This window comes from Caldibacillus sp. 210928-DFI.2.18 (genome assembly GCF_020554505.1).
In the GTDB taxonomy this organism is placed as follows: domain Bacteria; phylum Bacillota; class Bacilli; order Bacillales; family Caldibacillaceae; genus Caldifermentibacillus; species Caldifermentibacillus hisashii.
The window spans coordinates 1-25,904 of record NZ_JAJCHL010000005.1; the positions used below are offsets into that span (position 1 = coordinate 1).

Sequence of the window (25,904 nt, forward strand, 5' to 3'; positions counted from 1 at the left end):
CAAAATATGAGGAGTCTTGTTTGTGCTGTATAAAAAAATTATCCACATGTGAATAAGTAAAAGTAAAAAAGATATCCACAAGCAAAAAATGTGGATAAGACAATAGGATTCGTATGCCCTTTTTTGTAAAAAAATAGACACACAAACCATTAAAGGCAGGAAAAGCATAGAAAATCATACCTAAAAATGAAAATGTGGTAAATTTTTAGAGTAAATTTTTTTAATCTAATCTAGAAAATCAGTACATCGCAAAAAGCTCATGATTGTGACTACATTGACTTTTTATTTTTGCCATGATAATATACTTTTGGTCGTGATGGAGGAGTACCCAAGTCTGGCTGAAGGGGTCGGTCTTGAAAACCGAGAGGCGGGTTAAACCGCGCGGGGGTTCGAATCCCTCCTCCTCCGCCATATTATTGATAACAACGCATAATAATTGGAGAATGAAAAAAACGGTCTTTAGGGAGAATCTCTAAAGGCCGTTTTTTCCATACGTGGCAGTGAAGGTATTCCGGAATACAAAGCTTAGGCTCCTTTACTATTAAGGATAAATGACATTTTACTAACAATTTCTTCAATTGATTGATTATTGTCAAACACATCATAATCATGAATATCTAACCGGAGAATCGGACATGCATGAAAGGTATTGATCCATTCTTCATAACGTTCATACATTTCCAGCCAATATTCAACCGGCGTGTTTTGCTCCATTGGCCTTCCCCTTTCTTTAATCCGGGCAAGAACGTCATCAATTGAACCTCTTAAATAAATTAAAAGAGTCGGATGCTGAAAAAAAGGAGTCATCACCATTGCATCAAATAAATTCTTATATGTTTTGTAATCTATTTCCGTCATATTTCCTTTTTCATAATGCATTTTTGCAAATATCCCGCTATCTTCATAAATAGACCGATCCTGTACAAATCCACCCCCATATTCGAACATCCGCTTTTGTTCTTTAAATCGTTCACCTAAAAAGTAAATTTGCAAAGGAAAACTCCATTTTTTAAAATCACGATAAAATTTCTCTAAGTATGGGTTATTATCCACCTTTTCAAGTGATGCTCGGAAATCAAGAGCTGAAGCCAGTGCCTTTGTAAGTGTAGATTTACCGACACCAACCGTCCCTGCAATTGTAATCACGGCTCGACTTGGTATATTGTATTTTTCCCGTAAATTCATTTCTCATATACTCCTTCAGCTTTTATGGGCAAGTAGTATGATGCCTGTTCGATCATTACTTAATTAAGTATACTTGATTATGGGTCAATTACAATCGTTTAAACTATCGTTTTCTTACATCAAAATTTTCTGCAATTAACAACCAATTTTGCGGGAAAGAAAGACCAAGTTTCCAATAACTGATTCCTCGTAAATTTAATTCTTTAATAAGATCAAATTTTGCTTGTATACTTCGAGCATCCTCAAACCAAACTCGATGTTCTTGCCCATTTGCACCTCTATAGTTAAAAAATGGTGCTTGTGCTTGGGTATCATATTGGATGGGAACATTATTTTGAGCTGCTAACTGGATTGCCTGTTGCGGACTGACGGCACGAGCAACAGTGCCAGGTCGAAAGGGAAGTGTCCAGTCATATCCGTATAAGTTTTGCCCCATTAAGATTTTTTCTGAAGGCATTTCGGTAATTGCGTACTCTAAAACATCACGAACGGGTCCGATTGGTGAGACTGCCATTGGTGGACCGCCACTATAGCCCCATTCGTAGGTCATAATGACGACAAAATCAACAATTTCTCCATGAGCTCGATAATCATGTGCTTCATACCAACGTCCGGGTTGATCCGCTCTCGTTTTGGGTGCTAAAGCAGTGGACAAGAGCCATCCTTCCCTGCTAAATCGATCTTTCGCTCTTCGTAAAAAACGATTGTATGCCTCCCTGTCCTCTGGTCGTAAATACTCAAAATCAAAATGAATATCACGAAAACCGAGCCTTTGAGCAGTTGATACGATATTGTTCAAAAAGGTGGTTTGTACGTTTTGATCATTTAATCATATTCTCCCCAATTCATCACTAAATTGATCGTTTTCTTGATTCGTAATGACCATCATTAACACATTTTGATTTGCCCTTGCAATAGCCGGGAATTGATTTAAAGGGGGCTCCCGTATGAGCCGTCACGTAAAGCCTGAAAACTAAAGGGGGCTAAATATGTTAAGTATGGTGCCGCCTCTCTTGCACTGTTTTCTAAATTTGGAGTTACGGTCCCCCGGGGTTCAACATATGCATTAATTTCTTTTGTTACTTTTGGCAATGGGGGTATATATAGTCTTGTACCGATTGCGAGCGGACTGTTGATAGAGATTTGATTTATTGAGGCAAGCTGCTGGATAGTAATTCCAAATCTTTGTGCAATGGAAAATAAACTATCCCCCGGTTGAACCCAGTAAAAACGACCGATAATCGGAATGACGAGCGTCTGACCAACGACAAGGCGATTGGGGTTCGGTATTTCATTTGCTTCAATCAAATCATTAACTGTTGTATTATAGGCTTGTGCAATACCGAACAAAGATTGTCCTTGTTGTACAACATGAATTTGCATTACCCTACCTCCTCGGAATGACACTACAGAAATTTTATGTTATAAGTTCAAAAAAAAGAATTATCGTTTATAATTTACATAAGAAATAATCATTTTGTTTTTTATAAGGAGAAGCTTGAATGGATCGCGATATATATTACATGCAGCTCGCAATAGAAGAAGCACTGAAGGCAAAGCAAAAGAATGAAGTTCCAATCGGCTGTGTCATTGTATTACATGACACGGTTATCGGTCGAGGTCATAATTTACGTGAAACAGAACAAAATGCAACCGCCCATGCAGAAATGATCGCAATTCAACAGGCATGTCACACTTTAAAAAGCTGGCGGCTGGAGGATGCGGAATTATTTGTCACCTTAGAGCCGTGTCCCATGTGTGCCGGAGCGATTCTAATGTCACGAATTAAACGTGTTGTCTACGGTACCGGAGATCCAAAAGGCGGTTGTGCAGGAACATTGATGAACTTATTAGACGATAGTCGATTTAACCACCAATGCGAAGTGACAAATGGAATATTACAAAATGAATGTTCGAAAATGTTAACTACTTTCTTTCAGGAATTACGGATGAAAAAGAAAGGGTTTCTTTCCTGAAATACGAGGAAACAATTAACAATGGATAAACCATTGCAATTTTACCAATTCCTTAGTATACTAAATATACGTCATTAAGACGTATGAATTTTGGTAGCAAATTTGCCGTGCTAGGTGGGGAGGTAGCGGTGCCCTGAACCTGCAATCCGCTCTAGCAGGACTGAACTCCTACCCGAGGCTGTCTAACTGTAGGGCCTGTCTTACACAAGTGGTGTTGACGTTTGGGTCCTGCGCAATGGGAATCCATGAACCATGTCAGGTCCGGAAGGAAGCAGCATTAAGTGGAATCTCTCATGTGCCGCAGGGGTGCCTGAGCTGAGCTAACTATGTAAGCAACGCCTATGGTTAGCAGTCGAAGGTAGGTGCACGGCAGTTACTTACATAATAGCAATTTAAACATCCTATGTTAAGGATGTTTTTTTTATAGTAAAAGAAAAGGGAAATAAGGTATAATAAAAAGACGGATGTTTTGTAAAGTGTTGCTAATAAATTTGATATGCAACTTTGCAACTAAATAATAGGGAAAATTGTTGAAGGGGGAGTATTATTTAATGGCTTATCAAGCATTGTATCGTGTATGGCGGCCACAAAACTTTGAAGATGTAGTCGGACAACAACATGTAACAAAAACGTTACAAAACGCCCTCTTACAACAAAAAATTTCCCATGCCTATTTATTTACCGGACCTAGGGGAACAGGAAAAACAAGTGCCGCAAAAATTTTAGCTAAGGCAGTAAATTGTCCGAATAGGAAAGCGGCAGAGCCTTGTAATGAATGTTCTATTTGTAAGAGCATTACGGATGGATCAAATCCGGATGTAATCGAAATCGATGCTGCATCCAATAACGGTGTTGAAGAAATTCGTGATATTCGCGATAAAGTCAAATATACACCAAACATGTCTACATTCAAGGTATATATTATAGATGAAGTTCATATGTTATCCATTGGTGCGTTTAACGCATTGCTAAAAACTTTAGAGGAACCGCCAAAGCATGTAATTTTCATATTAGCAACTACGGAACCCCATAAAATACCGTTAACGATTATTTCCCGGTGTCAACGTTTTGATTTTAAGCGGATTTCTCCCCAAAAAATTGCTGAGCATATGGGTTCTATTATTGACGACTATGGGTATGAATATGATCAACAAGCATTGGAACTGATAGCAAGAGCTTCTGATGGCGGGATGCGGGATGCGTTAAGTTTACTGGACCAAACCATTTCCTTCAGTCAAGGAAGAATAAGTATTGAAGATGCACTCGTTATAACGGGTTCTGTATCACAACAAATATTACATCAAATTGCCGGTTCGATTCTTGAAAAAAATCCGCAAGCAGCATTAACTTTTTTACATACATTATTAGGAGAGGGAAAAGATCCGGTCCGAATTATTGAAGATATGATTCAATATTTCCGGGATATACTTGTATACAAAAATTCCCCGGGCACGCAAGATTTTTTGGAACGTGTAATTGTCGATGAAGATTTTCAAAGATTGGCGGAACAATTTGATTCTGATGAAATTTATGAAATCATTAATAGGTTTAATCAAGTTCAACAAGAAATGAAATGGACAAATCATCCTAAAATTATTCTGGAAGTTTGTTTTGTCCAATTATGCCAAGCAAACTTTCGGAATCAACAAGGAGCTGTTTCCTCTGATTTGATTACACAACTACAAGAGAAAATTGCTTACCTGGAAGATCAAATTCAACAATTGCAAGTACAAGGCATTAGTGAAGGACAAACATCAGAGGAAAGTAATAACAAGCAAAAACAAACAAAGACAGTTAAGCATACATTTAAAGCTCCGGTTGGTAAAATAGAAAATGTATTAGCAAATGCGACAAAGCAAAATTTGCAACAAATTAAAAACAACTGGGGGTCGATTTTAGAAAACTTGAAGAAGTCACATGCTGCATTGTTAAATGATGCTGAACCGGTTGCGTCGTCATCCCAGGGCTGTGTTATCAAGTTTAAATATGAAATTCATTGTCAAATGGCAATAAATAATGGAGAATTTATTAGTACATTAACTAGTTTGCTTCAAAAAGTTACTGGAGATCCAATAGAAGTAATTGGTGTTCCCGAAAATCAGTGGCTGGAAATCCGTCAGTCTTTTTTAAATGAACATCGAGACCTTGTTAAAGATCAAAAGAAATCAGACAATAGCGGTGACCCCCTGATAGATGAAGCAATTAAATTATTTGGTGAAGATTTACTGGAAATAAGAGATTAACATTGGAGGTAAAATTATGCGTGGAATGGGAAATATGCAAAATATGATGAAACAAATGCAAAAAATGCAAAAGAAAATGGCAGAAGCACAAGAAAAATTAGGTGAAGAAAGAATTGAAGGAACTGCAGGCGGTGGAGCCGTATCTGTCGTTATTTCGGGACATAAAGAGGTATTGGAAGTAAAGATAGATGAAGCAGTTGTTGATCCCGAAGATATTGAAACACTTCAAGACTTGATAGTTATCGCTACAAACGATGCATTGACAAAAGCGGACGAACTCACTTCCCGAACAATGGGACAATTTACCAAAGGTTTAAACATCCCTGGTCTATTTTAAAGGAGAAGAAAGGTAGCAATACTGGTAAAAACAATGGATAAGTTTTATTGCCTAGCTCCTGGTGGCCAGCGCTTTTCTTAATAGGAGGCCTAATTTGAATGTATTATCCAGAACCGATTAGTAAGCTGATTGATAGCTTTATGAAACTTCCCGGAATTGGTCCGAAAACTGCTTCACGATTAGCCTTTTTTGTATTAACAATGAAGGAAGAAACGGTATTGGATTTTGCTAAAGCCCTTATCAATGCAAAAAGGGATTTGACATATTGTTCTGTTTGCGGTCATATTACGGATCGCGAACCTTGTTATATTTGCAGTGATCAAAGTCGTGATCGCTCAGTTGTGTGCGTGGTTCAAGATTCTAAAGATGTAATCGCAATGGAAAAGATGAAGGAGTATCATGGGTTATATCATGTTTTGCAAGGTTCAATTTCTCCTATGGAAGGTGTTGGACCTGAAGATATTAACATCCCAAGTTTACTTAAAAGGCTCCAAAATGAAGAAATTAAAGAACTGATATTGGCTACGAATCCAAATATTGAAGGTGAAGCAACGGCAATGTATATATCAAAGTTAGTAAAACCGTCCGGTATTAAAGTTACTCGAATTGCTCACGGATTACCTGTGGGAGGAGATTTAGAATATGCGGATGAAGTAACATTGTCGAAAGCGCTTGAAGGAAGAAGAGAATTATAATATTTTTTCTTTTTTAACGGAAAAATAAAGGTAAACGTCAATCTGTGGGGTTTTTTCTTTATCCCCATTGATTGTAGGAAGTACACAATAAATAATGATCCCACGTCTTTATGGCAATGCGGTGTGTGACCAATATTATTGTAATCCGAACCAATTGGCCTTTTGCAGCAAGTCCCTCTCCCTCCCGGCTTCCCCATGAACTCGAATTTTAAGGTGGGCGTTTGACTTGCTAATAAGAGTGGGATATAAAAAGGATTGATTTTTAAGGGGGAGTACAAGTGCTCTTTAAACGTAAAGGGTCACTAAAAAGGGAATATGATAATAAGCTTTTGTTTCAAATAGAAGAATTAAAACAGAAATGGAAAAATGAAAAAAGTCTGTACGATAAATCTTTTGATATGAATGATGATTTTAAGCACCAGGTGGAACTTACAGAATTGAAGTATTTATACTTATTTAGGGAAGCCAAGGTTAGGCAATTAAAAATATTTGATAAAAATAAGTGATATGAAAAGAACCGTTTTCTTTTAGGGATTATGTAACCTAAATAGGTAATGGTTCTTTTTTTGTGGATTTCAACATAAATATTTTAATGGTACAAGCATTAATTTACGGAGGGATTATATGGAGCCTTCATTAGTGATTGGAATTATCGGAGGAATTATTGTGCTTCTCCTATTATTTGGTACACCGCTGAGATTATTTCGCTTTTTTGGTCAAAGTATCATAAAAATATTGATCGGTGCTTTATTATTATTTTTTCTTAATGCGTTCGGCAGTAATTTCGGTATCCATGTACCTATCAATTTAATTACAGCAACAGTTTCAGGGTTTTTAGGAATACCCGGTGTATGTGCGCTTACTGTCATTCAATTATGGATTATTTAAGCCCATATTCCATATATGACTAAGATTGATAAAACTATCCTGTTATAGACATTTTTACGTAATTGGTCGATAAATTAGTCTATAAGGGGAATGAACGAAATCGGGGGAATTTTTGTGTGAGTTTGACAAACAATTGATTACTTGATAGTATAGAAAGGTCGTTAAATTAGGAACTTGAAAACAGAACAAGACAAAGCGGTGCGGATGTATTACGACCTTTCTAAAGAAATGGAAGACGAAAGCGACTCGAGGTACTGCTGACGAAGCGTTCCTTATGTCCAACGACGTACGGATTGACCTGTGAAAAGCACAACGTTCTGTTATAACGCCTTTAACTTTGAAGGCGCAATAAATATAGAATATGGGCCTGTAGCTCAGCTGGTTAGAGCGCACGCCTGATAAGCGTGAGGTCGATGGTTCAAGTCCATTCAGGCCCATCATATTCATAATAAAATTTGGGACACGTCATCTCTAAGTTTTTGCGAGTCAATACCAGTTTTAAATAAATAGCCGGGGCCTTAGCTCAGCTGGGAGAGCGCCTGCTTTGCACGCAGGAGGTCAGCGGTTCGATCCCGCTAGGCTCCATTAAACGAAAATAAACTAATTACGAAATTACATGGTCAAAAGCCAGTAGTAGGTTCGGTAGTGATAAAGAGAAGGTCATCAACGAACAGATCCTGAACTCGGAAGGTAAGTTTCCTTAGCCCTGTGATGGTAGGGAAGGTTCTCCCTTAGCGAGAGCAGGACGTTGCCGGGCATATAAAGGACAGTGGATTTTCACTGTCCTTTTTTGTAGTATAAGAAAGTATAAAAATACAAGCAATTAACTTGGGATTAGTTTTATTGTCTAGCTACGAGCGCCAGCGACTAGCAAACTTCACTCCCCTCCACTACGATAAGTCAACATCGGCTCGTCCCTCGCCGTGTTTCCTTTTCCTCGAAAAAGCTAATCGCTTTTTCTTCGTGCGATGCCTATTCGAGGAAGCAAATCTGTTCTCATTGCGGGGCGCTCCAGTTTGTACGTCGCTCAGCGGGCGCTCTGCGCTTTTCTTATACGTTAAGAAATATAAATTTCCAGCAAAGAAGCGAATTCGATGTAGTTGGAAATTTTAAGAATGAAGTATAAGTGCTCTTGCGGCTTTGCCATCGCCTAAAGGCTCGGCAGTCGCCGTGTTTTCTTTAAATGAAAGAATAAAATTTGGAAAAAATTTTTTGAAATGGACTCAACTAACATTCATTTTATGTGGGAAACGTTCAATTTTTTGACAACGAACCCTATTCACGCAGACACTTTTGGTGAGATGCACTCATTTTAGTCGGCGAACCCTATTCTCATCGAAAATTTTTTCCCAATCCGACCTTTTTTGTTTTACCTTTTTACCTGGCGTTGAATAAGGCAAACAATTCTCCACATAAAATATATATATAACGGACAATTAGCTAGAAAAATTGATTTCATAATGATAAATTGAATAATTTCTAGGTTAAGAGGACATAATGCATATATGGAGGTGGAGGAATGATGGAAAAACTGAATGGGGAAACTTGTATTATTTGTGAGCAACAGAAGCAAAATGGATTTCATTTATATACATCATTTATTTGTATTGATTGTGAAAGAGAGATGGTTCAGACAGATACGGATCATCCGCTTTATAAATTTTATTTACAACAATTAAGTAAAGTGAGTCAAAAACAAATATTATCTTAGAAAAATAAAAAAGCAGATTAATCCTTAATTTTAGATTTCACTGTATAGTAGATTATACTTTAATTGTAATCAAATAAACGCTTGGAACATCTCCAAGCGTTTCACTTATTTTATAAAAATAATTTGATCAAAAAATTGATGTTTGCCCTTATTGATGTATACTTGAATTATTAATATAAACATAGTTTGTTTTATAGGTGGAGGAGTCATATGGAAAAGGGTACGTTCATCACAGTTGAAGGTCCTGATGGTGCAGGAAAGACAACTGTTTTAAATATAATCGCGGAAGAATTGGCGGCTGAAGGTTATCCAATTGTCCAGACAAGAGAACCCGGCGGAAGCCCCATTGCTGAAAAAATCCGGCAAATCATTTTAGATAAGAAACATACGGAAATGGACCCGAGGACAGAGGCGTTACTTTACGCTGCTGCAAGGAGACAACATTTAATAGAAAAAATCATTCCTGCATTAGAAAAAGGAAATATTGTTTTATGTGATCGATTCATTGATGCTTCAATTGTATATCAAGGTTTTGCAAGGAAAATTGGCATTGATGAAGTTTTGAAGATTAATCATTTTGCCATTGAAAATACGATGCCTGATTTAACAATTTACTTTGATATAGAACCGGAAATCGGCTTGGAACGAATTCAAAAACATCGTCAAGGGGAAATGAATCGACTTGATTTAGAAACAATGGAGTTTCATAAAATGGTGAGAGAAGGATATTTGCAATTATTAGATCGGTTTCCCGACAGGATTAAGAAAGTTATGGCCGATCGACCGATTGAAGAGGTTAAAACAGAGGCAAAAAAATTAATTCTTTCACTGTTAGTAAAAAGATAACAATCCCGGTGGAAAATATTTTTTAACAGAAACGGATTCTAAACATAAATTATAATTAAGGCTAATGCCCAATTTTGGAATAACTGGAAACAGTAAAAATGGAAACAGAATATTTATTTCTTTCATGTGTTATTGGTATAATGGAAGTAAGAATCAGCCGGAATTTTAGGCAAGGGGGGATTAAGTTGAAACTAATATTGGCAGTCGTCCAAGATCAAGATAGTAATCGTTTATTAAATGCATTAATGGATCATAATTTTCGGGTGACAAAATTGGCGACAACGGGTGGATTTTTAAAATCGGGTAATACGACATTTATTATCGGTACGGAAGATATTCGAGTTGATAAAGCCCTGCAAATTATTAAGGATAACTGCAGATCAAGAGATCAATTAGTTGCGCCTGTTTCACCGATGGGAGGGAATGCTGATTCGTATATTCCTTATCCGGTTGAAGTAGAAGTTGGCGGTGCGACAGTATTTGTTTTACCTGTTGAACAATTTTTCCAGTATTAAAAATCAGGCAATCGGGACTCCGGTTGCTTTCATTCTATTTTGAGTACGTGACCTCCTTTTGAAGGCAATACGTTTTGGGGTCGTTTGTAAGGGGGAATCAATTTGAAAGTTAATCAAAACCTTCATCTTTCACCGGAGTCGCTTCAAAAAGATATAAAGTTTCAAGGGCAAGGAAGCATAAACTTTCAAGAACTAATAAAAATGCAGAATGAAAAATTACAATCAGGAAATCTCCATGCGCTACTATCAGAAATCGAGAAAGCCGGAGATCGTTTAGCAAAATCGCGAAACTTTCGAGATTTAACCAAATATAAAAATTTGATCCAAAATTTTATTAAAGAAGCGGTCAATTTAGGAATCGGATTAAAGAAATCAAATACGTGGGACAGCGGAGGTCAAAGTCGCATTTTGCAAATCATTGAAAAAATAGATAAAAAAATTATCGAGTTAACCGATGAAATTTTAACAAAGGAAACGGAAAATATAAAAATTTTAAGTATTATCGGGGAAATAAAAGGATTAATTGTCAATATATATACATGATGAATTGACAAGTAAATCCAGCTCCAACCGATTACTTGATATACTTATAAAATATTTTTTAAAAATAACTGCACCACATAAAAAATGTAAGAGGGAAAAATATGAGTGATTTAAATGTAAGGACTTGGGATGAATTAGAAAAATACCAACCAACCGTCATGAAGATGCTCAAACAAATAATAATAAAAAATCGGATCGCTCATGCTTACCTTTTTGAAGGGATGAAAGGGACGGGAAAAAAAGAAATCGGCTTATTACTCGCAAAAGCTTTATTTTGTGAACAGCCCTTTGAAGGATATAAACCATGTGAAAACTGCCCCCAATGTAAGCGAATCAATCACGGGAATCACCCAGACATCCATTTGGTCGAGCCTGACGGGAATTCAATTAAAAAAGAACAAATATATTTTTTACAACAGGAATTTTCAAAAAAAGCGGTAGAGTCGAATCGAAAATTTTATATGATTATTCATGCTGATAAAATGACGACAAATGCAGCCAATAGCTTACTAAAATTTCTGGAAGAGCCCGGACAAAATACAACAGCCATTTTAGTAACCGAACAAATACAAAAAATATTACCGACTATTTTTTCCAGATGCCAACATATTACTTTTTATCCATTACCGAAACCGGAACTCATTAAAGCGTTAATCAATCACGGGGTTAAGAAGGATCGTGCTCCTTTACTTGCCAATTTAACAAACAGTCTGGACGAAGCATTACAAATGAATCAAGACCAATGGTTTTTACAAGCCAGAGATTTAGTGTTAAAATTATATGAAATCAAGACGAAACAAACGATTATGGATACGCTCCTGTTTTTGCAGACAGACTGGTTGCCGCTGTTTAAATCAAGGGAGCAGATCGATGTCGGTCTGGACATGTTACTCTTTATCTATAAAGATTTACTATATATACAGTTAGAAAAAGTGACAGAAGTTGTCTATCCGGATTATTACGCTGAATGGCAAAAGAATGCGCTTAAAGTATCCGGTAATCGGTTAACAGAACAAATCTCCCTTATTTTGGACGCAAAAAGGAGATTACAATCTAATGTCAATGGATTACTGTTAATGGAGCAGCTGATGATTAAGTTATAGGAGGGATCAGCTTTTGTATAATGTTGTTGGTGTTCGCTTTAAGAAGGCGGGAAAAATCTATTTCTTTGACCCGGATGGGATTGTCATTGAAAGAGGTCAGTTTGTCGTTGTCGAAACAGCAAGAGGTATTGAATTTGGAAATGTCGTGATTGCGAATAAACTTGTTGATGAGGACGATGTTGTTCTGCCTTTAAAAAAAGTTCTCCGTGTTGCCGATGAAAAAGATTATCTCCAAGTTGAGGAAAACCGGAGTGCGGCAAAGGAAGCTTTCAATATTTGTATGCAAAAGATATCAGAGCATTCGCTTGAGATGAAACTTGTTGATGTGGAATATACATTTGATCGTAATAAAATTATTTTTTATTTCACTGCAGAAGGTCGAGTAGATTTTCGTGAACTTGTGAAAGATTTAGCCGCTATCTTCAAAACGAGGATTGAACTTAGGCAGATTGGTGTTCGTGATGAGGCAAAAATGCTTGGTGGAATTGGACCGTGCGGAAGGATGCTATGCTGTTCAACATTTTTAGGTGACTTCGATCCGGTTTCAATTAAAATGGCAAAAGATCAAAATTTATCGTTGAATCCAACGAAGATCTCCGGCTTATGCGGAAGGCTTATGTGTTGCTTAAAGTATGAAAATGATGACTATGAAAATGCAAAAGAACAATTACCGGATTTAGGAGAATTTATTTATACTTCCCACGGCAACGGTAAAGTGGTCGGTTTGAATTTGGTAGAGCAAGTGATTCAAATTGAATTGATGGAGCAAAATAAGGTCATTGAATATACGTTGGATGAAATGATTGAAGAAGGTGTAATTTCTTCTAAAGCCGCGGATTGACGAGGTGGAACCAAATGAATAAAAAAGAGTTGTTTGATTCGGTGTCAAACATGGAGCAGAGGATCGGGGAACTATATAAACAGTTAGGTGAATTAAAACAAAATTTGGCTCAAATCATCGAAGAAAATCACTCACTGAAACTAGAAAATGAGCATTTACGGAAACGGATGGAAGAAATTGCCTTTCAAAAAGAGGCGAACCAAGAAAAAGAGGAAAATCAAAAGAACCAAACCGATCGAAAAAACTCCTTGGATATTGGAGAAGGTTATGATAACTTGGCCAGATTGTATAATGAAGGATTCCATATATGTAATTTACAATTTGGCAGTTTAAGAAAAGAAGGAGATTGCATGTTCTGTTTATCATTTTTAAATAAAAAGTAGTAACTTCGCCTTCCCGAATTAAGGAAGGTTTTTCATTGGGTAGAAAGTAGAAAAATACTGGTTAAAAACGTTGGATTATTTAGCTCCACAAGGGAAGCGATGATAGCAAAACGATTTGAATATCGTCAATGGCATTTTCTGCTAGAGACGGCAAAAAAAGTACGAAAACAGCTTAATAAACATATTTTTGGAGGACTGCATGGTTTTTTTACGTGAAGATGAGCGTCTCGATTATTTGCTGGCTGAAGATTTACGGATTATTCAAAGCCCGTCGGTATTTGCCTTCTCTTTAGATGCGGTATTATTGGCGAAATTTGCTTATTTGCCTATCCAAAAAGGGAATATTATCGACCTTTGCACAGGAAACGGTGTTATTCCCCTTTTGATAAGCACGAGAACAAAGGCAAATATTACAGGGGTAGAAATTCAAGAAAGATTATATGATATGGCAAAAAGAAGCATAGAATATAACAAGCTCGATCATAAAATTCAAATCATTCATGGTGATTTGAAAGAGATGCCCGGGAAATTAGGTTACAACCAATTTGATGTCGTCACTTGTAATCCCCCTTACTTTCCTGTAACGGAGCGGACGATTATCAATGAAAGTGAATATTTTGCTATTGCAAGACACGAATTATATTGCACATTAGAAGATGTTGTGAAAGTGAGCAGCCAACTTGTGAAACCCGGAGGAAAAGCCGCTTTTGTTCATCGGCCGGACCGTCTTTTGGAAATTTTGGAATGGATGAAAAAATATAAGTTGGAGCCAAAACGGTTGCAATTCGTTTATCCAAAATCAGGTAAAGAAGCAAACACCATTTTAATTGAGGGGATAAAGGATGGAAAACCAAGTTTGAAAATTCTCCCACCATTGTTTGTTTATCAAAATAACGGCGATTATACGGAAGAAGTGAAAAAAATTCTATATGGAGACAAATAAATTTTATTTTTATGTTTTACAATGTGCAGACGGCAGCTTTTACGGAGGCTATTCTGTTGATTTAAAACGGCGGATTGAACAACATAATGCCGGAAAAGGGGCAAAATATACCCGGGGCCGGACACCGGTCAAACTTATTTATTCTGAATGTTTTTGGTCAAAAAGTGAAGCAATGAAAGCGGAGTATCGGTTTAAAAAGCTGACAAGAAAGAAAAAAGAGGCGTTTTTGAAGGAGTTTTGTACAAGTGAACATACAAAAAAGTTTTCTTAAGGATAAAGGAATATTATATATTGTTCCGACCCCTATTGGAAATTTGGAAGATATGACCTTTCGAGCCATTCGCATTTTGAAAGAAGTCGACTTAATCGCAGCGGAAGATACGAGGAACACAAAGAAATTAATGAATTATTTTGACATTCCAACAAATTTAACAAGCTATCATGAGCATAATAAAGAGTCGAGCGGTAAGTACCTCATTGAGCAATTACTGGAAGGGAAAACGGTCGCTTTGGTTAGTGATGCAGGAATGCCGGCTATTTCGGACCCGGGTTATGAATTGGTCCATCAAGCCGTGAACAAAGGAATACCGGTTGTCTCCATACCGGGGGCCAATGCTGCATTAACCGCCTTAACCGCTTCCGGAATTCGTCCTCAACCCTTTTATTTTTATGGCTTTTTATCGAGAAAGAAAAAGGAGCGGGACGATGAATTAAAAAAATTAAAAGCTATGGATGCAACACTTATTTTTTATGAGGCACCCCATCGGTTAACAGAAACCGTTCAAGCATTGTATGAAGTTTTTGGGAAAAGACAAGCGGCTATTTGTCGGGAACTTACAAAAAAGTATGAGGAGTTTATTCGTGGTTCTCTTGCAGAACTGGTTGATTGGGTAAACAAGAATGAAATACGTGGTGAGTTTTGTATTGTTGTTGAAGGAAACCCGGAAACAGGCACAAACTCACAGGAAGATATATTTTGGCATTCAATGGATGTTATTGAACATGTAGACTATTACATAAATTTGGGGGACCCGTCCAAAGAAGCAATAAAAAAAGCAGCAAAAGATCGCGGGTTGCAGAAAAGGGATGTTTATCATTTATACCATGTAAAAAAGGTGGAGAAGAGTGACAGAAACAATTTCATGGAATGACATGTTAAAAAGAGAGGAAATGAGGGACAGAAAAAAGGGCGATTTTACCGGGCCTTTTAGTTTATACGTTAAGAAAGTATAAATTTCCAGCAAAGAAGCGAATTCGACGTAGTGGGAAATTTTAAGAATTAAGTATAAGTGATCTTGCGGCTTTGCCATCGCCTAAAGGCTCGGCAGTCGCCGAGTTTTCTTTAAACAATAATTTTCAGAAAAGGATGCGAATTCGACTGAGAAGGAAGTTTTGTTAATTATAGGCACAGTTGGGATATCACAGCCCAAAAAATTTTATATTTTTGTTGATTTCGCATCACGAGTTGCCAAAAGTCTCGGACGCCAAAATTTTTCCCTATCTATTTATCTAATTCAAATGAACGTTTAATTTCGTTAATCAATTTTTCTGCACCGTTTCGACTTAAAACAATTTTACCGTCGGCCAACACATGATTTTCATCTGAGATTTCACCTGTTATCATACAGGTCTTATTGGGTTTATATTTTTTCAGAACGATATTATCATTCTCAACATAGATTTCTAATGAATCATTTTCACTAATACCTAACATCCGACGTAATTCGATTGGAATGACAACACGACCCAGTTCATCAACCTTTCTAACAATCCCTGTCGATTTCATAATATTTCCCCTCTCGAAAAGTAGTCATTTATCATTTTCCAATAAATTTTCAGCAATGTACCCTATTTCCTATAATTTTACCAATCCTTGTAAATAGCGTCAATAAAAAGGCTGTTATATGATAGAATGGAAGCAACAGTTTTTTTACCAGCTTGCTTTTGTTATGACTATATATGCTCAATAGCAAACAAATATATATGAGAATTAACGATTAGTTGCACTTTTTCCGTTTTTTATGTATATTTTTTTCATATAAGCGGTTAAGATAAGATTATCATTCATCTAAAATACCAATGATAAAATTTTATTTAGCTCTCGGCCGCAACCTGAGGGCGTTTTCTTTACAGTATTAGAAAATATAAAATACTGGTCAAAAACTTTGGACAAGGTTTGATTATCTGGTTGTCCGGGTTCCAAAAGAGAAGCTATGAAAACAGTACTTGCGCTTTTCTTTATTTCAAGAAGTGAGGAGATACATAAATGGCTGAAAAGAAAACATTTTATATTACAACACCTATTTATTACCCGAGCGGCAAATTACATATCGGAAATGCCTACTCAACGATTGCTTGTGATGTCGTTGCACGCTATAAACGGATGCGGGGATATGATGTATTTTATTTAACCGGTTCAGATGAACATGGACAAAAGATTGAAAAGAAAGCGAATGAATTAGGGATTACACCACAAGCATACGTAGACGGAATGGCAAAAGATATGCAAGATTTATGGAAACGCTTGGATATTTCAAACACAAAATTTATACGAACAACAGATGAGGAGCATGTAAAAGCGGTTCAACAAATTTTTGAACAACTTTTGGCCCAAGGAGATATCTACTTAGGGGAATATGAAGGTTGGTATTCAGTTTCTGATGAAGAATATTTTACCGAAACACAATTAGCTGAAGTTTATCGGGATGAAAACGGCAAAGTAATTGGCGGAAAGGCACCGAGTGGTCATGAAGTAGAACTTGTCAAAGAAGAGTCCTATTTCTTTAAAATGAGTAAGTATGCCGATCGTCTATTACAATATTATGAAGAGCACCCTGATTTTATTCAACCGGCTTCAAGAAAAAATGAAATGATTAATAACTTTATTAAACCCGGTTTAGAAGATTTGGCTGTTTCCCGAACATCTTTCAAATGGGGAATTCCGGTAAAAAGCAACCCGAAACATGTTGTCTACGTATGGATTGATGCGTTAGCCAACTATATTACCGCTCTTGGGTATGGCTCTGATGATGATTCTAATTTTAAAAAATATTGGCCTGCAGATGTTCATATGGTGGGGAAAGAAATTGTCCGTTTCCATACGATTTATTGGCCGATTATGTTGATGGCATTGGGATTACCGTTGCCGAAAAAGGTATTTGGACACGGTTGGTTATTAATGAAAGACGGAAAAATGTCAAAATCAAAAGGGAATGTTGTTTATCCGGATATGTTAGTGGACCGTTACGGATTAGATGCCGTACGCTATTATTTAATGCGTGAAGTCAGTTTCGGCAGCGACGGCGTATTTACACCGGAAGACTTTATTAATCGGATAAATTATGATTTGGCAAATGATCTGGGAAATCTATTGAATCGGACAATTGCCATGATCTCGCAATATTTTGATGGGACGATTCCTGCCTATCAAGGTTCAACGACTGAATTTGAAAAGTCATTACTGCAAGCCAACATCGACGGAATTCGGAATTATGAAGAAGCGATGGAAAATATGGAATTCTCCGTTGCTCTATCATCTGTTTGGCAAATGATTGGTCGCGCCAATAAATTTATTGATGAAACGATGCCATGGAAGTTAGCAAAAGATGAAACAAAACAGGAAGAACTAAAAAGTGTGCTGGCTCACCTGGCTGAAACATTGCGTAGAGTTGCGGTTTTATTACAACCATTCATTACGCAGGCACCAAAGAAAATGTTTGCCCAATTGAACATTCAAGATGAACATTTACAATCTTGGGATAGCTTAAAAGAGTTCGGTCAAATTCCGGCAGGTACAAAGGTGAAAAAAGCTGAACCAATCTTCCCGCGTTTGGAGCATGCCAAAGAAGTAGCGTATATTCAGGAGCAAATGAAAGGGGCAGCACCGAAGCAGGAAGAGGTAGAAAAACCGGAAACTTTACCGGAAATTGCGATTGATGATTTTGCAAAAATAGATCTTCGTGTGGCAAAAGTTATTGCTTGTGAACCGGTGAAAAAGGCAAATAAATTACTGAAACTGCAACTTGATTTAGGCTATGAGAAACGGCAAGTGGTTTCAGGAATCGCTGAATTTTACAAACCGGAAGATCTGGTTGGCAAAAAAGTCATTTGTATTACGAATTTAAAACCGGTGAAATTACGTGGCGAATTATCACAAGGAATGATTTTAGCCGGTGAAAAAGACGGTATTCTTTCCTTGGCAACCGTTGATGAAAAACTACCAATTGGTGCGAAAGTGAAGTAATCGTAAAAAAAATATAATTTATAAAAAAGCTGCCTGAACTTTTGAACAATTCATGTCCCCGCTTTTTTGGGGAATGATAATACTCGGGCAGTTTTTTTTTGACTTAAGTGAGATGACGTAAGTGGGGTCGCCTTCTTATCATTATAATATAGTATAAAATACAAGTAATTAACTTTGAGTTAGTTTTATTATATAAATCAGAGTGCCAGCGACTGAAAAACTAACTTCCCCCTCTCTAAAAAACTTTCACTTTCTCTTCGTGCGATGTTAATTCAAGGGAAAAATTCAAAGTTTTTCTATACCGTAGCATATTTGACGAGTGGATGTTCAGCTTTCTCACTGCGAAGGATCGTATTCCAATAAGTCGATACAAGGCTTTAAAGCACTGCAAAAGAAACTTGGTATCGAAATGGATAGAATATATGGACAAAATAAAGTAAAGGCATTGGCAATAGTGGGGCTATTAATGAAGCAGGCAACAACAAGCAACAAAATTCTTCCCACATCCTCTCTTCTGGCATTTTTAAGGCAAACAAGTCGTTGAGAAGTGACGGTTTTCCGAAGTATAGGAGGTGCGCACTGGCTGTACTTTTTATTTCCCGGATACAGGGACAAATAATAACGGCATAAATAGCTATTACGGACGGAAGAAAGAAGATTAAGTAGACAATTTCAGCTGATGTGCGTGCAATATAAACGGAATTTACGGACCAAAAACGAAAATTAAAACTATATTAAAAAAATATTGAAACAATACCGAAACAATACCGAAACAATACTGAAACAATACCGAAACAATACTTATACTAATCTTTTATTATATAAGAAAACTAAATTTATAAAATTATCAAAAAAATACTTACTTATAGTTGGTTTATATGTTAATATATAACTTGTAAATAGAATAAACTATAGGAGGTTGTTTTTGGTATGAAAAGTATGAAGGCTAGGGTGATAATTATTCTTTCAGTGTTTGCACTCCTAACCTCAGTAGTACTAACTATGCCAGCGGCTACAGCTCAGGCAAAAAATTCAACAGAAAGTTTGATTAATCATCAAGAAGTTAGCAATGTCGTGCAAAATGTTGATGAAAAAGACATAGAAAAAGCGAAAAAGTTTGTAAAAGAAGCATTGAAACTTAATAATGATTTTACGTATTCTGTAGACCGTCAAAAAGCACTCCAAATTGGTTTTTCTGTAGAACAGGTAACAAATATGGCGATATTTTTTGAAAACTTACCAGTAGAACAAGTGAAATTTTTAGAGAGTGGGAAACAAATTCCGATAAAAGGCGATAAACAAATCAAACCTATGATTGCGCCTGCGTTACCTTGGCTTGTATATATTTCACTGCAAGATCTAATTGCTGTATTAACAGCTTTGGGATTGGCTGGTGTTGCTAAAAAGTTTTTAGAAGACATTTATACATATGGGATCAAAGAAGCATGCAAAAAGTTTTCAAAAAAACATGAGAAGATTAAAAACTTCTGTGAAAATAATGGATATCCCACGAAATAAAAAAGGCTCCTGGAAATATTCTAGGAGCCTTTTATAAATAAATCGTACATAAAACCGCAAAAACAGCTATAGTAAAGTAATCACTATCATCCAGTTTTTTCCCGTCTTTAACAAAGAGATTCAAAGCCCAATATAGTTTTGTACCCTCAACCGTTTTTGTAATCAATTTTTTGCTGATACTGTAGTACATTACTTTATAGAGGGCGAATGCAATTGTACCTAACAAATAAAACAAGATAAACTTACCAAAAATCAAAAGCATGGTAGATCATTCCCCCAATTTAAATTCTTTAACCAATAACTTAATTTTAGCAAAAATGTTTACAATAGAAAAGAAAACGTTTGGAACATTTATAACCTCTTCACCTGTAAAATAAGGAATTTTTTGTATATACACAACTCCTTACTTGGGGGTTATATTTAATCCTGATTTTGACAGTCCAAAGAACAAAAACTCCCCGAAAACAGCGGTATAATCCTTTTTTTGAAAGGTTTTTTATTTTTTTTACTTAACGGAGATACTTGGATAAGGGTCGGAATGAAATCCCTTTGTGCCTAAATTAAAAAGAATCTGTTACATATTTGAAACAATTCTATGTTAAGGTTATAACGGACAAAAAAGGACTTCATTCTTCTTTAATACATGACCCTGCTGATTTGCTGAGAAATAATGGAATTGATGGTTCTTGATTACAGGCCATCCAATATATTAAAGGAGAATTAATGATGTTGTTTGATACACATGCTCATTTAAATGCAGATGATTATAGAGATGATTTGGAAGAAGTAATTGAAAGAGCCGGTAATGCCGGGGTTTCCGACATCGTGGTTGTTGGCTTCGATCGCCCGACGATTGAAAGGACAATGGAACTAGTTGAGAAATATGACCATATATATGGGTGTATCGGCTGGCATCCGGTTGATGCTGTCGATTGCACCGAGGAAGATTTACAATGGATTGAACAATTATGCAAACATCCCAAAATCGTTGCTTATGGAGAAATTGGTCTCGATTATCATTGGGATAAATCACCAAAAGATGTTCAGCAAAGATTATTTCGGGAACAAATCCGATTGGCGAAAAAATTACGTCTTCCGATCGCAATTCATACGAGGGATGCAATGGAAGATACGGTTACGATATTAAAAGAAGAGCATGCGGAAGAAGTCGGCGGGATTATGCACTGTTTCAGCGGCAGTGTAGAGACGGCAAGAGAATGCATGAAGATGAATTTTTATATTTCATTAGGTGGTCCTGTTACATTCAAAAATTCAAAAAGGCCGAAAGCAGTGGCGAAAGAGGTTCCGCTCGATAGAATATTAATTGAAACGGATTGCCCGTATTTGGCTCCACACCCATACAGAGGAAAAAGAAATGAGCCGGCATATGTCAAACTAGTAGCCGAGCAAATTGCTGATATAAAAGGGGTTCCTTTTAAAGAATTGGCAGAAGCAACAACGAAAAATGCGAAATTACTTTTCGGCATAGAGTGACAAAAGCAAAGGGGTTTAGACAAATTTTCATCAAATTTGCCACAATCCCCTATCAAAAAGAAAAACTGTGTCGATAAGATTTTCTTTTTGAAAGTAGGAATATATGCAATAATGTGGAACATAGATTTATATAGTAGTAGCCATCCCTTCTCAAATTAATTCTCTTGTAAGGTACGCACCCCAGAAAAGGAGGTTCATGCATGAAATTTACGAAAATGAAGGACCTGTACACCAACATTTTTAGAAGAAATAAAGCATTGATTTTAATTGCTAGTTTCTTAGTCATCGCCTCACTAACAGGTCTTTTCATTTACCAAGGAACGAAGAAAAATGTTTCCTTGACGTTAAACGGCAATAAGAAAGAGATAAAGACACATGCAGAAACGGTTCATGAGTTATTAGGTGAATTAAAAATCAATTACAAAAAACAAGACTATCTATCACCATCTGTCAATGCAAAAGTAAAAGACAATATGCAAATTGTTTGGAAACCTGCATATATGGTGATATTAAAACTTAATGGAGAAGAGAAGAAGGTATGGACTACAAGAAAAACGGTGAAGGAGTTTTTGGCAGAAAGTGAAATTGCTATTAAAGAACAGGATCAATTAAGTATTCCGCTCGAAGCGAAAATAAAACAAGGTTTATTAATTAATTTAGATACAGCTTTTCAAGTTGTCGTAAACGATGGAGGAGAAGAGCGGACGGTATGGTCTACTTCGACTACGGTCGCTGACTTTTTAGAACAACAAGGAATTAAACTAAATGAACTTGATCGTGTTGAACCAGGTTTAGATCAAATGATTGGGGAAAATGTTCCTATAAACATCGTCAGGGTTGAAAAGGTCACCGATGTAGTGGAAGAACCACTTGAGTTTGCTACCGTTACACAAAAGGACAGCAACTTAGAATCCGGGAAACAGCAAGTTGTTCAAGAGGGAAAAACCGGCAAAGTGCAAAAGACATATGAGGTTATTTTAGAAAACGGGCAAGAGGTTTCCAAAACATTAATTAGTGAAAATGTGATGGAAAATGCAACAGATAAAATTGTCGCAGTTGGGACAAAGGAAATGACACAACTGGTTTCCCGCGGTACGGAGACAGGGAAAGAGTTTTATGTTAGTTCCACCGCCTATACTGCTTCCTGTAACGGTTGTTCCGGAAAAACAGCAACGGGGATTGATCTTCATGCAAACCCGGGGGCAAAAATTATTGCTGTCGATCCGAGCGTCATTCCTTTAGGGACAAAAGTATACGTGGAGGGGTATGGTTATGCGATAGCTGCCGATACCGGGACTCGTATTAAAGGGAATAAAATTGATGTCTTTTTTGCCTCACAAAGCGATGCGTACCGTTGGGGGCAAAGGACCGTAAAAATTAAAATTCTTCAATAGTTAGGCAGAGGGAACACTCCCTCTGCGTTTTACTTTTCTATGGAAAAATATCATAATAGAAATTGCGATATTTATATGAGGTTAACAATGGAGGAATTATGAAAATAAAGGAAATTATTGTTGTTGAAGGAAAAGATGACACTGTTGCCATTAAACGGGCGATTGATGCGGATACAATTGAAACGAATGGTTCTGCAATAAATGAGGAAACTTTGAGAAAAATCGAATTGGCTGCGGAAAAACGCGGAGTCATTATTTTTACCGACCCTGATTTCCCGGGTGAGAAAATAAGAAAAACCATTACTGATCGCATACCAAATTGTAAACATGCTTTTTTACCAAAACATGAAGCAAGAGATAAATTAGGAAGAGGGATTGGTGTAGAACATGCCTCCCCGGAAGCGATCCGTACTGCTTTGAAAGATGCTCATCGGATGGAAATAGAGCCCGAAGAGAAAATTACAAAAGAAGACTTAGTTTACTATCGTCTCATTGGGGATGCATCTTCAAAATGGAGAAGGGAAAGATTAGGGGAGCTTCTAAAAATTGGATATACAAATGGAAAGCAATTGCATAAGCGACTAAACATGTTTCAAATATCAAGAGAGTTATTTTTAGAAGCGATCAATAAAATTTTTCAGGAGGAACAAAATGGATAGAGATATCGCCACACCACTACGAACGAGGGCAATCCTGGAAAAGTACGGATTTACTTTTAAAAAGAGCCTTGGGCAAAATTTTTTAATCGATACAAATATTTTAAATAATATTGTAGACCATGCTGAAATTACTTCGGAGAGCGGGGTCATTGAAATTGGTGCAGGAATAGGTGCCCTTACAGAACAATTGGCTAAAAGATGTAAAAAAGTACTTGCTTTTGAGATTGACCAGAGATTACTTCTGATCTTAGAAGATACGTTGTCGCCATATCCCCATGTCTCAGTTGTTCACCAAGATTTCCTGAAGGCCGATGTTCATCAAGCAATTGAAACCTATCTTCAAGAGGTGAAGGATATTGCTATTGTTGCCAATCTCCCGTATTATGTTACAACGCCGATTATTATGAAATGTCTAGAGGATCATTTGCCATTCCGGTCCATGGTCATAATGATGCAAAAAGAGGTAGGCAGCCGAATCACTGCAAAGCCTGGAACAAAAGATTACGGCTCTTTAACAATAGCCATTCAATATTATACAACGGCTGAAATTGTCATGAATGTACCAAAAACGGTTTTTATTCCGCAACCAAATGTGGATTCGGCGGTTGTGAAATTAACAAAAAGAGATCAGCCTGTTGTCGCTGTCAAGGATGAACAATTCTTCTTCAACATTGTCAAATTCAGTTTTGCCCAGAGAAGGAAGACAATTTTAAATAATTTGGTTAGCCAGCTTGAAAATGGCAAAGAGAAAAAGGAGCGGATTATGGCTGCATTAGAAAAGGCAGAGATTGATCCGACGAGAAGAGGGGAAACTTTAACAATTGAAGAATTTGCAAAATTAAGTGATGGACTACTTCCATATTTTGCATAATATTAAAATGGTCAGGTTGCCGGGAAAAAATGAAAAACGGCAACCTTTTTTACGTTAAGCTCAAGTTTCAACGAGGTTGCCAATAAGACGTAGTTGGTAATTTAAGGTTTCAGGATAAGGGACAAAAACAGTTTTGAGTGAATTTATCGTCCTGCTAAATATTCATACACCCTGTGGTTTTTGTTTGCATATCTTATAAAAGCCTTTTTATTTTAAGACATGGAGTGAAGGCCATGGGATAAAAATCAATCAAATCGTGGGTAGAAAATCATATAAATGTGATATTCCGTTTCGGGTAATCCGAGTATATGAGGAGCGAGGTCGTACTTTTGCGCTCTTATATGGAGAGGATATTCGACTAATTGCCGATGCACCGATTGAGGACTTAATCGTCCTTGATACCCGTATGAAAAATGAACTTTTGGCCCCGTTCCGTGAATTGGAAGAGCAATCCTTATACTTATTTCGCCAAGATTATCAAGCTGTTCTTGAAAAACAGGAGTATGAAACCTCGCTTGGTTATAATACGGACTTTCAATTGTTTCAAATTCCCGGAAGAGTGTTACATGTCGATGGAGATCCAAATTACTTAAAAAAATGTTTAGCGATGTATCGGAAAATTGGTGTTCCGGTTTCAGGTTTTTACTGTGATGAAAAAAATATGCCTGATCAAGTCCCCCAATGGGTCGATGAGTTTCGACCTGATATATTGGTTATTACGGGTCATGATGCGTATTCTCAGCAAAAAGGTAAAAAAAGTGATATTAATTCGTATCGTCATTCAAAAGACTTTGTCCTGACAGTGAATAAAATAAGAAATAAATATCCAAATTTAGATCAATTAATTATTTTTGCCGGTGCGTGTCAATCACATTTTGAATCGTTAATTGCAGCCGGAGCTAATTTTGCGAGTTCGCCGGCAAGGGTAAATATCCATGCTTTAGATCCCGTCTATATCGTTTCAAAGTTAAGTTATACCCCGTTTACGGAGCGTGTCCATGTATGGGAAATATTACGGAACACCATTACCGGGGAAAAAGGTGTCGGTGGGATTGAAACAAAAGGTGTCTTAAGAATGGGGATGCCATATCATCCAAAATTTGACTAAATCCGTTGTTTTATCCCACTCATAACGGCTGGTTAAAATGCCTACCTCAAGAATGAAATCAATGAGGAAGATAGGCGGGAGAGAATTCCCTCATACATTTGAGGGAATTTTTTACACTCAGTGGGGATAAGGATTTCCCCGTTGATTGAAATCTCACTTTATCCTTTCGAAATGAATGACTGGAATTATCTGATCTCCGTTACTGTAAAAAAATTTTTTCTTTAGTGAAATTAATGAACAATGGGTACATAAAATTATGAAAAATCGGTAAGAATAATGGTGTCGAAAAAAGTTGAAAAATGACATAAAAGTTATTGACAAACATTTTTTATCCTTGATATAATTTTAGTTTTATCCTTGACAAAAACCTGTAAATTTGTTATCATAAAGCTTAGTGAGGTGTAGAAG

General features: G+C 36.8%; 26 protein-coding genes, 3 tRNA genes, 1 other RNA gene and 1 pseudogene. 27 read left to right on the forward strand and 4 right to left on the reverse strand.

All coding sequences use genetic code 11. The features are described 5' to 3' along the window. Nucleotides 1-318 precede the first annotated feature (318 nt). A tRNA-Ser gene (locus tag LIZ98_RS02330) sits at nt 319-411 on the forward strand. 114 nt (nt 412-525) lie between these two features. Here LIZ98_RS02330 and LIZ98_RS02335 read toward each other — a convergent pair. Then, nucleotides 526-1,185 carry a deoxynucleoside kinase gene (locus LIZ98_RS02335; RefSeq protein ID WP_034766768.1) on the reverse strand — a complete coding sequence of 220 codons (660 nt, stop codon included), beginning with the start codon at nt 1,183-1,185 and terminating at the stop codon, nt 526-528. Nucleotides 1,186-1,288: 103 nt separating this feature from the next. Next, nucleotides 1,289-2,568, reverse strand: a pseudogene (locus LIZ98_RS02340) (LysM peptidoglycan-binding domain-containing protein). 119 nt (nt 2,569-2,687) lie between these two features. Between LIZ98_RS02340 and tadA the strand changes: the two are divergent. The 19 genes from tadA to rsmI all read left to right on the forward strand — a co-directional run bounded on the left by tadA (nt 2,688) and on the right by rsmI (nt 15,360). Further along, nucleotides 2,688-3,161 (forward strand): tRNA adenosine(34) deaminase TadA, encoded by a 474-nt coding sequence (gene tadA / locus LIZ98_RS02345; RefSeq protein ID WP_041902213.1) that lies wholly within the window; start codon nt 2,688-2,690, stop codon nt 3,159-3,161. A 105-nt stretch (nt 3,162-3,266) separates the two neighbouring features. After that, nucleotides 3,267-3,531, forward strand: an RNA gene (ffs, locus tag LIZ98_RS02350) — signal recognition particle sRNA large type. 181 nt (nt 3,532-3,712) lie between these two features. Further along, a complete protein-coding gene (gene dnaX / locus LIZ98_RS02355) occupies nt 3,713-5,404 on the forward strand; it encodes a DNA polymerase III subunit gamma/tau (RefSeq protein WP_227138899.1) in 1,692 nt (563 codons plus the stop codon). Between the two features lie 16 nt (nt 5,405-5,420). Continuing rightward, nucleotides 5,421-5,741, forward strand: a complete 321-nt coding sequence (locus LIZ98_RS02360) for a YbaB/EbfC family nucleoid-associated protein (protein WP_034766777.1) — start codon at nt 5,421-5,423, stop codon at nt 5,739-5,741. 98 nt (nt 5,742-5,839) lie between these two features. Further along, the gene (recR, locus tag LIZ98_RS02365; protein WP_034766779.1) at nt 5,840-6,436 is read left to right on the forward strand and encodes a recombination mediator RecR; all 597 of its coding nucleotides are present in this window, start codon (nt 5,840-5,842) and stop codon (nt 6,434-6,436) included. Nucleotides 6,437-6,714: 278 nt separating this feature from the next. Next, entirely contained in the window at nt 6,715-6,942 is a 228-nt protein-coding gene (locus tag LIZ98_RS02370; protein ID WP_227138900.1) for a YaaL family protein, read from the forward strand. 118 nt (nt 6,943-7,060) lie between these two features. Beyond that, nucleotides 7,061-7,324, forward strand: coding sequence for a pro-sigmaK processing inhibitor BofA family protein (locus tag LIZ98_RS02375; RefSeq protein ID WP_216408821.1), 264 nt, complete (start codon nt 7,061-7,063; stop codon nt 7,322-7,324). Nucleotides 7,325-7,687: 363 nt separating this feature from the next. Further along, nucleotides 7,688-7,761, forward strand: a tRNA-Ile gene (locus tag LIZ98_RS02380). A gap of 75 nt (nt 7,762-7,836) precedes the next feature. After that, a tRNA-Ala gene (locus tag LIZ98_RS02385) sits at nt 7,837-7,909 on the forward strand. Between the two features lie 934 nt (nt 7,910-8,843). After that, nucleotides 8,844-9,035: a sigma factor G inhibitor Gin gene (locus LIZ98_RS02390; RefSeq protein WP_034766798.1), complete on the forward strand. Its 192-nt coding sequence runs from the start codon at nt 8,844-8,846 to the stop codon at nt 9,033-9,035. Between the two features lie 210 nt (nt 9,036-9,245). Next, nucleotides 9,246-9,881 carry a dTMP kinase gene (gene tmk, locus LIZ98_RS02395; protein ID WP_227138901.1) on the forward strand — a complete coding sequence of 212 codons (636 nt, stop codon included), beginning with the start codon at nt 9,246-9,248 and terminating at the stop codon, nt 9,879-9,881. Between the two features lie 185 nt (nt 9,882-10,066). Further along, nucleotides 10,067-10,396: a cyclic-di-AMP receptor gene (locus LIZ98_RS02400; protein ID WP_034766826.1), complete on the forward strand. Its 330-nt coding sequence runs from the start codon at nt 10,067-10,069 to the stop codon at nt 10,394-10,396. 102 nt (nt 10,397-10,498) lie between these two features. Next, nucleotides 10,499-10,939: a YaaR family protein gene (locus LIZ98_RS02405; protein ID WP_227138902.1), complete on the forward strand. Its 441-nt coding sequence runs from the start codon at nt 10,499-10,501 to the stop codon at nt 10,937-10,939. Nucleotides 10,940-11,040: 101 nt separating this feature from the next. Next, the gene (gene holB / locus LIZ98_RS02410) at nt 11,041-12,042 is read left to right on the forward strand and encodes a DNA polymerase III subunit delta' (RefSeq protein WP_227138903.1); all 1,002 of its coding nucleotides are present in this window, start codon (nt 11,041-11,043) and stop codon (nt 12,040-12,042) included. 13 nt (nt 12,043-12,055) lie between these two features. Then, on the forward strand, nt 12,056-12,883 hold the full coding sequence (locus tag LIZ98_RS02415; RefSeq protein ID WP_034766805.1) for a PSP1 domain-containing protein: 828 nt from the start codon (nt 12,056-12,058) through the stop codon (nt 12,881-12,883). Nucleotides 12,884-12,897: 14 nt separating this feature from the next. Continuing rightward, nucleotides 12,898-13,266, forward strand: a complete 369-nt coding sequence (yabA, locus tag LIZ98_RS02420) for a DNA replication initiation control protein YabA (RefSeq protein WP_034766807.1) — start codon at nt 12,898-12,900, stop codon at nt 13,264-13,266. 199 nt (nt 13,267-13,465) lie between these two features. Continuing rightward, the gene (locus LIZ98_RS02425) at nt 13,466-14,209 is read left to right on the forward strand and encodes a tRNA1(Val) (adenine(37)-N6)-methyltransferase (RefSeq protein WP_034766809.1); all 744 of its coding nucleotides are present in this window, start codon (nt 13,466-13,468) and stop codon (nt 14,207-14,209) included. Further along, nucleotides 14,196-14,480: a GIY-YIG nuclease family protein gene (locus LIZ98_RS02430; RefSeq protein WP_227138904.1), complete on the forward strand. Its 285-nt coding sequence runs from the start codon at nt 14,196-14,198 to the stop codon at nt 14,478-14,480. Before LIZ98_RS02425 ends, LIZ98_RS02430 begins: the two co-directional genes overlap by 14 nt. Beyond that, a complete protein-coding gene (gene rsmI, locus LIZ98_RS02435) occupies nt 14,455-15,360 on the forward strand; it encodes a 16S rRNA (cytidine(1402)-2'-O)-methyltransferase (protein ID WP_051988935.1) in 906 nt (301 codons plus the stop codon). The genes LIZ98_RS02430 and rsmI overlap by 26 nt, the downstream gene beginning before the upstream one ends. 350 nt (nt 15,361-15,710) lie before the next feature. On the opposite strand, the gene LIZ98_RS02440 is transcribed toward rsmI, so the two are convergent. Beyond that, nucleotides 15,711-15,995: an AbrB/MazE/SpoVT family DNA-binding domain-containing protein gene (locus tag LIZ98_RS02440; RefSeq protein WP_108897181.1), complete on the reverse strand. Its 285-nt coding sequence runs from the start codon at nt 15,993-15,995 to the stop codon at nt 15,711-15,713. A 480-nt stretch (nt 15,996-16,475) separates the two neighbouring features. Here LIZ98_RS02440 and metG point away from each other — a divergent pair, with 480 nt between their 5' ends. Together metG and LIZ98_RS02450 are read left to right on the forward strand one after the other, a co-directional pair. Then, a complete protein-coding gene (gene metG / locus LIZ98_RS02445) occupies nt 16,476-18,452 on the forward strand; it encodes a methionine--tRNA ligase (RefSeq protein WP_227138905.1) in 1,977 nt (658 codons plus the stop codon). A gap of 930 nt (nt 18,453-19,382) precedes the next feature. Further along, complete coding sequence (locus LIZ98_RS02450; protein ID WP_034766834.1) at nt 19,383-19,970, forward strand: hypothetical protein; 588 nt, start codon at nt 19,383-19,385, stop codon at nt 19,968-19,970. Between the two features lie 31 nt (nt 19,971-20,001). On the opposite strand, the gene LIZ98_RS02455 is transcribed toward LIZ98_RS02450, so the two are convergent. Then, complete coding sequence (locus tag LIZ98_RS02455) at nt 20,002-20,232, reverse strand: hypothetical protein (protein ID WP_034766836.1); 231 nt, start codon at nt 20,230-20,232, stop codon at nt 20,002-20,004. Nucleotides 20,233-20,696: 464 nt separating this feature from the next. Here LIZ98_RS02455 and LIZ98_RS02460 point away from each other — a divergent pair, with 464 nt between their 5' ends. From LIZ98_RS02460 to yabG, 5 genes are all read left to right on the forward strand, one after another. Next, a complete protein-coding gene (locus tag LIZ98_RS02460) occupies nt 20,697-21,464 on the forward strand; it encodes a TatD family hydrolase (RefSeq protein WP_227138906.1) in 768 nt (255 codons plus the stop codon). 200 nt (nt 21,465-21,664) lie between these two features. Next, nucleotides 21,665-22,858 carry a resuscitation-promoting factor gene (locus LIZ98_RS02465; RefSeq protein ID WP_227138907.1) on the forward strand — a complete coding sequence of 398 codons (1,194 nt, stop codon included), beginning with the start codon at nt 21,665-21,667 and terminating at the stop codon, nt 22,856-22,858. A gap of 98 nt (nt 22,859-22,956) precedes the next feature. Beyond that, on the forward strand, nt 22,957-23,517 hold the full coding sequence (gene rnmV, locus LIZ98_RS02470) for a ribonuclease M5 (protein ID WP_227092020.1): 561 nt from the start codon (nt 22,957-22,959) through the stop codon (nt 23,515-23,517). Next, nucleotides 23,510-24,388: a 16S rRNA (adenine(1518)-N(6)/adenine(1519)-N(6))-dimethyltransferase RsmA gene (gene rsmA, locus LIZ98_RS02475; RefSeq protein WP_227138908.1), complete on the forward strand. Its 879-nt coding sequence runs from the start codon at nt 23,510-23,512 to the stop codon at nt 24,386-24,388. Before rnmV ends, rsmA begins: the two co-directional genes overlap by 8 nt. Nucleotides 24,389-24,626: 238 nt before the next feature. Next, nucleotides 24,627-25,496 carry a sporulation peptidase YabG gene (gene yabG / locus LIZ98_RS02480; protein WP_034766846.1) on the forward strand — a complete coding sequence of 290 codons (870 nt, stop codon included), beginning with the start codon at nt 24,627-24,629 and terminating at the stop codon, nt 25,494-25,496. The last annotated feature ends 408 nt before the right edge of the window (nt 25,497-25,904 follow it).

Bases quoted from the DNA above. Each gene is read 5' to 3' on its own strand.
- LIZ98_RS02335 (WP_034766768.1), bottom strand. From the start codon at position 1,185: ATGAATTTACGGGAAAAATACAATATACCAAGTCGAGCCGTGATTACA.
- tadA (WP_041902213.1), top strand. From the start codon at position 2,688: ATGGATCGCGATATATATTACATGCAGCTCGCAATAGAAGAAGCACTG.
- dnaX (WP_227138899.1), top strand. From the start codon at position 3,713: ATGGCTTATCAAGCATTGTATCGTGTATGGCGGCCACAAAACTTTGAA.
- LIZ98_RS02360 (WP_034766777.1), top strand. From the start codon at position 5,421: ATGCGTGGAATGGGAAATATGCAAAATATGATGAAACAAATGCAAAAA.
- recR (WP_034766779.1), top strand. From the start codon at position 5,840: ATGTATTATCCAGAACCGATTAGTAAGCTGATTGATAGCTTTATGAAA.
- LIZ98_RS02375 (WP_216408821.1), top strand. From the start codon at position 7,061: ATGGAGCCTTCATTAGTGATTGGAATTATCGGAGGAATTATTGTGCTT.
- LIZ98_RS02390 (WP_034766798.1), top strand. From the start codon at position 8,844: ATGATGGAAAAACTGAATGGGGAAACTTGTATTATTTGTGAGCAACAG.
- tmk (WP_227138901.1), top strand. From the start codon at position 9,246: ATGGAAAAGGGTACGTTCATCACAGTTGAAGGTCCTGATGGTGCAGGA.
- holB (WP_227138903.1), top strand. From the start codon at position 11,041: ATGAGTGATTTAAATGTAAGGACTTGGGATGAATTAGAAAAATACCAA.
- yabA (WP_034766807.1), top strand. From the start codon at position 12,898: ATGAATAAAAAAGAGTTGTTTGATTCGGTGTCAAACATGGAGCAGAGG.
- LIZ98_RS02425 (WP_034766809.1), top strand. From the start codon at position 13,466: ATGGTTTTTTTACGTGAAGATGAGCGTCTCGATTATTTGCTGGCTGAA.
- LIZ98_RS02430 (WP_227138904.1), top strand. From the start codon at position 14,196: ATGGAGACAAATAAATTTTATTTTTATGTTTTACAATGTGCAGACGGC.
- LIZ98_RS02440 (WP_108897181.1), bottom strand. From the start codon at position 15,995: ATGAAATCGACAGGGATTGTTAGAAAGGTTGATGAACTGGGTCGTGTT.
- metG (WP_227138905.1), top strand. From the start codon at position 16,476: ATGGCTGAAAAGAAAACATTTTATATTACAACACCTATTTATTACCCG.
- LIZ98_RS02450 (WP_034766834.1), top strand. From the start codon at position 19,383: ATGAAAAGTATGAAGGCTAGGGTGATAATTATTCTTTCAGTGTTTGCA.
- LIZ98_RS02455 (WP_034766836.1), bottom strand. From the start codon at position 20,232: ATGCTTTTGATTTTTGGTAAGTTTATCTTGTTTTATTTGTTAGGTACA.
- LIZ98_RS02460 (WP_227138906.1), top strand. From the start codon at position 20,697: ATGTTGTTTGATACACATGCTCATTTAAATGCAGATGATTATAGAGAT.
- LIZ98_RS02465 (WP_227138907.1), top strand. From the start codon at position 21,665: ATGAAATTTACGAAAATGAAGGACCTGTACACCAACATTTTTAGAAGA.
- rnmV (WP_227092020.1), top strand. From the start codon at position 22,957: ATGAAAATAAAGGAAATTATTGTTGTTGAAGGAAAAGATGACACTGTT.
- rsmA (WP_227138908.1), top strand. From the start codon at position 23,510: ATGGATAGAGATATCGCCACACCACTACGAACGAGGGCAATCCTGGAA.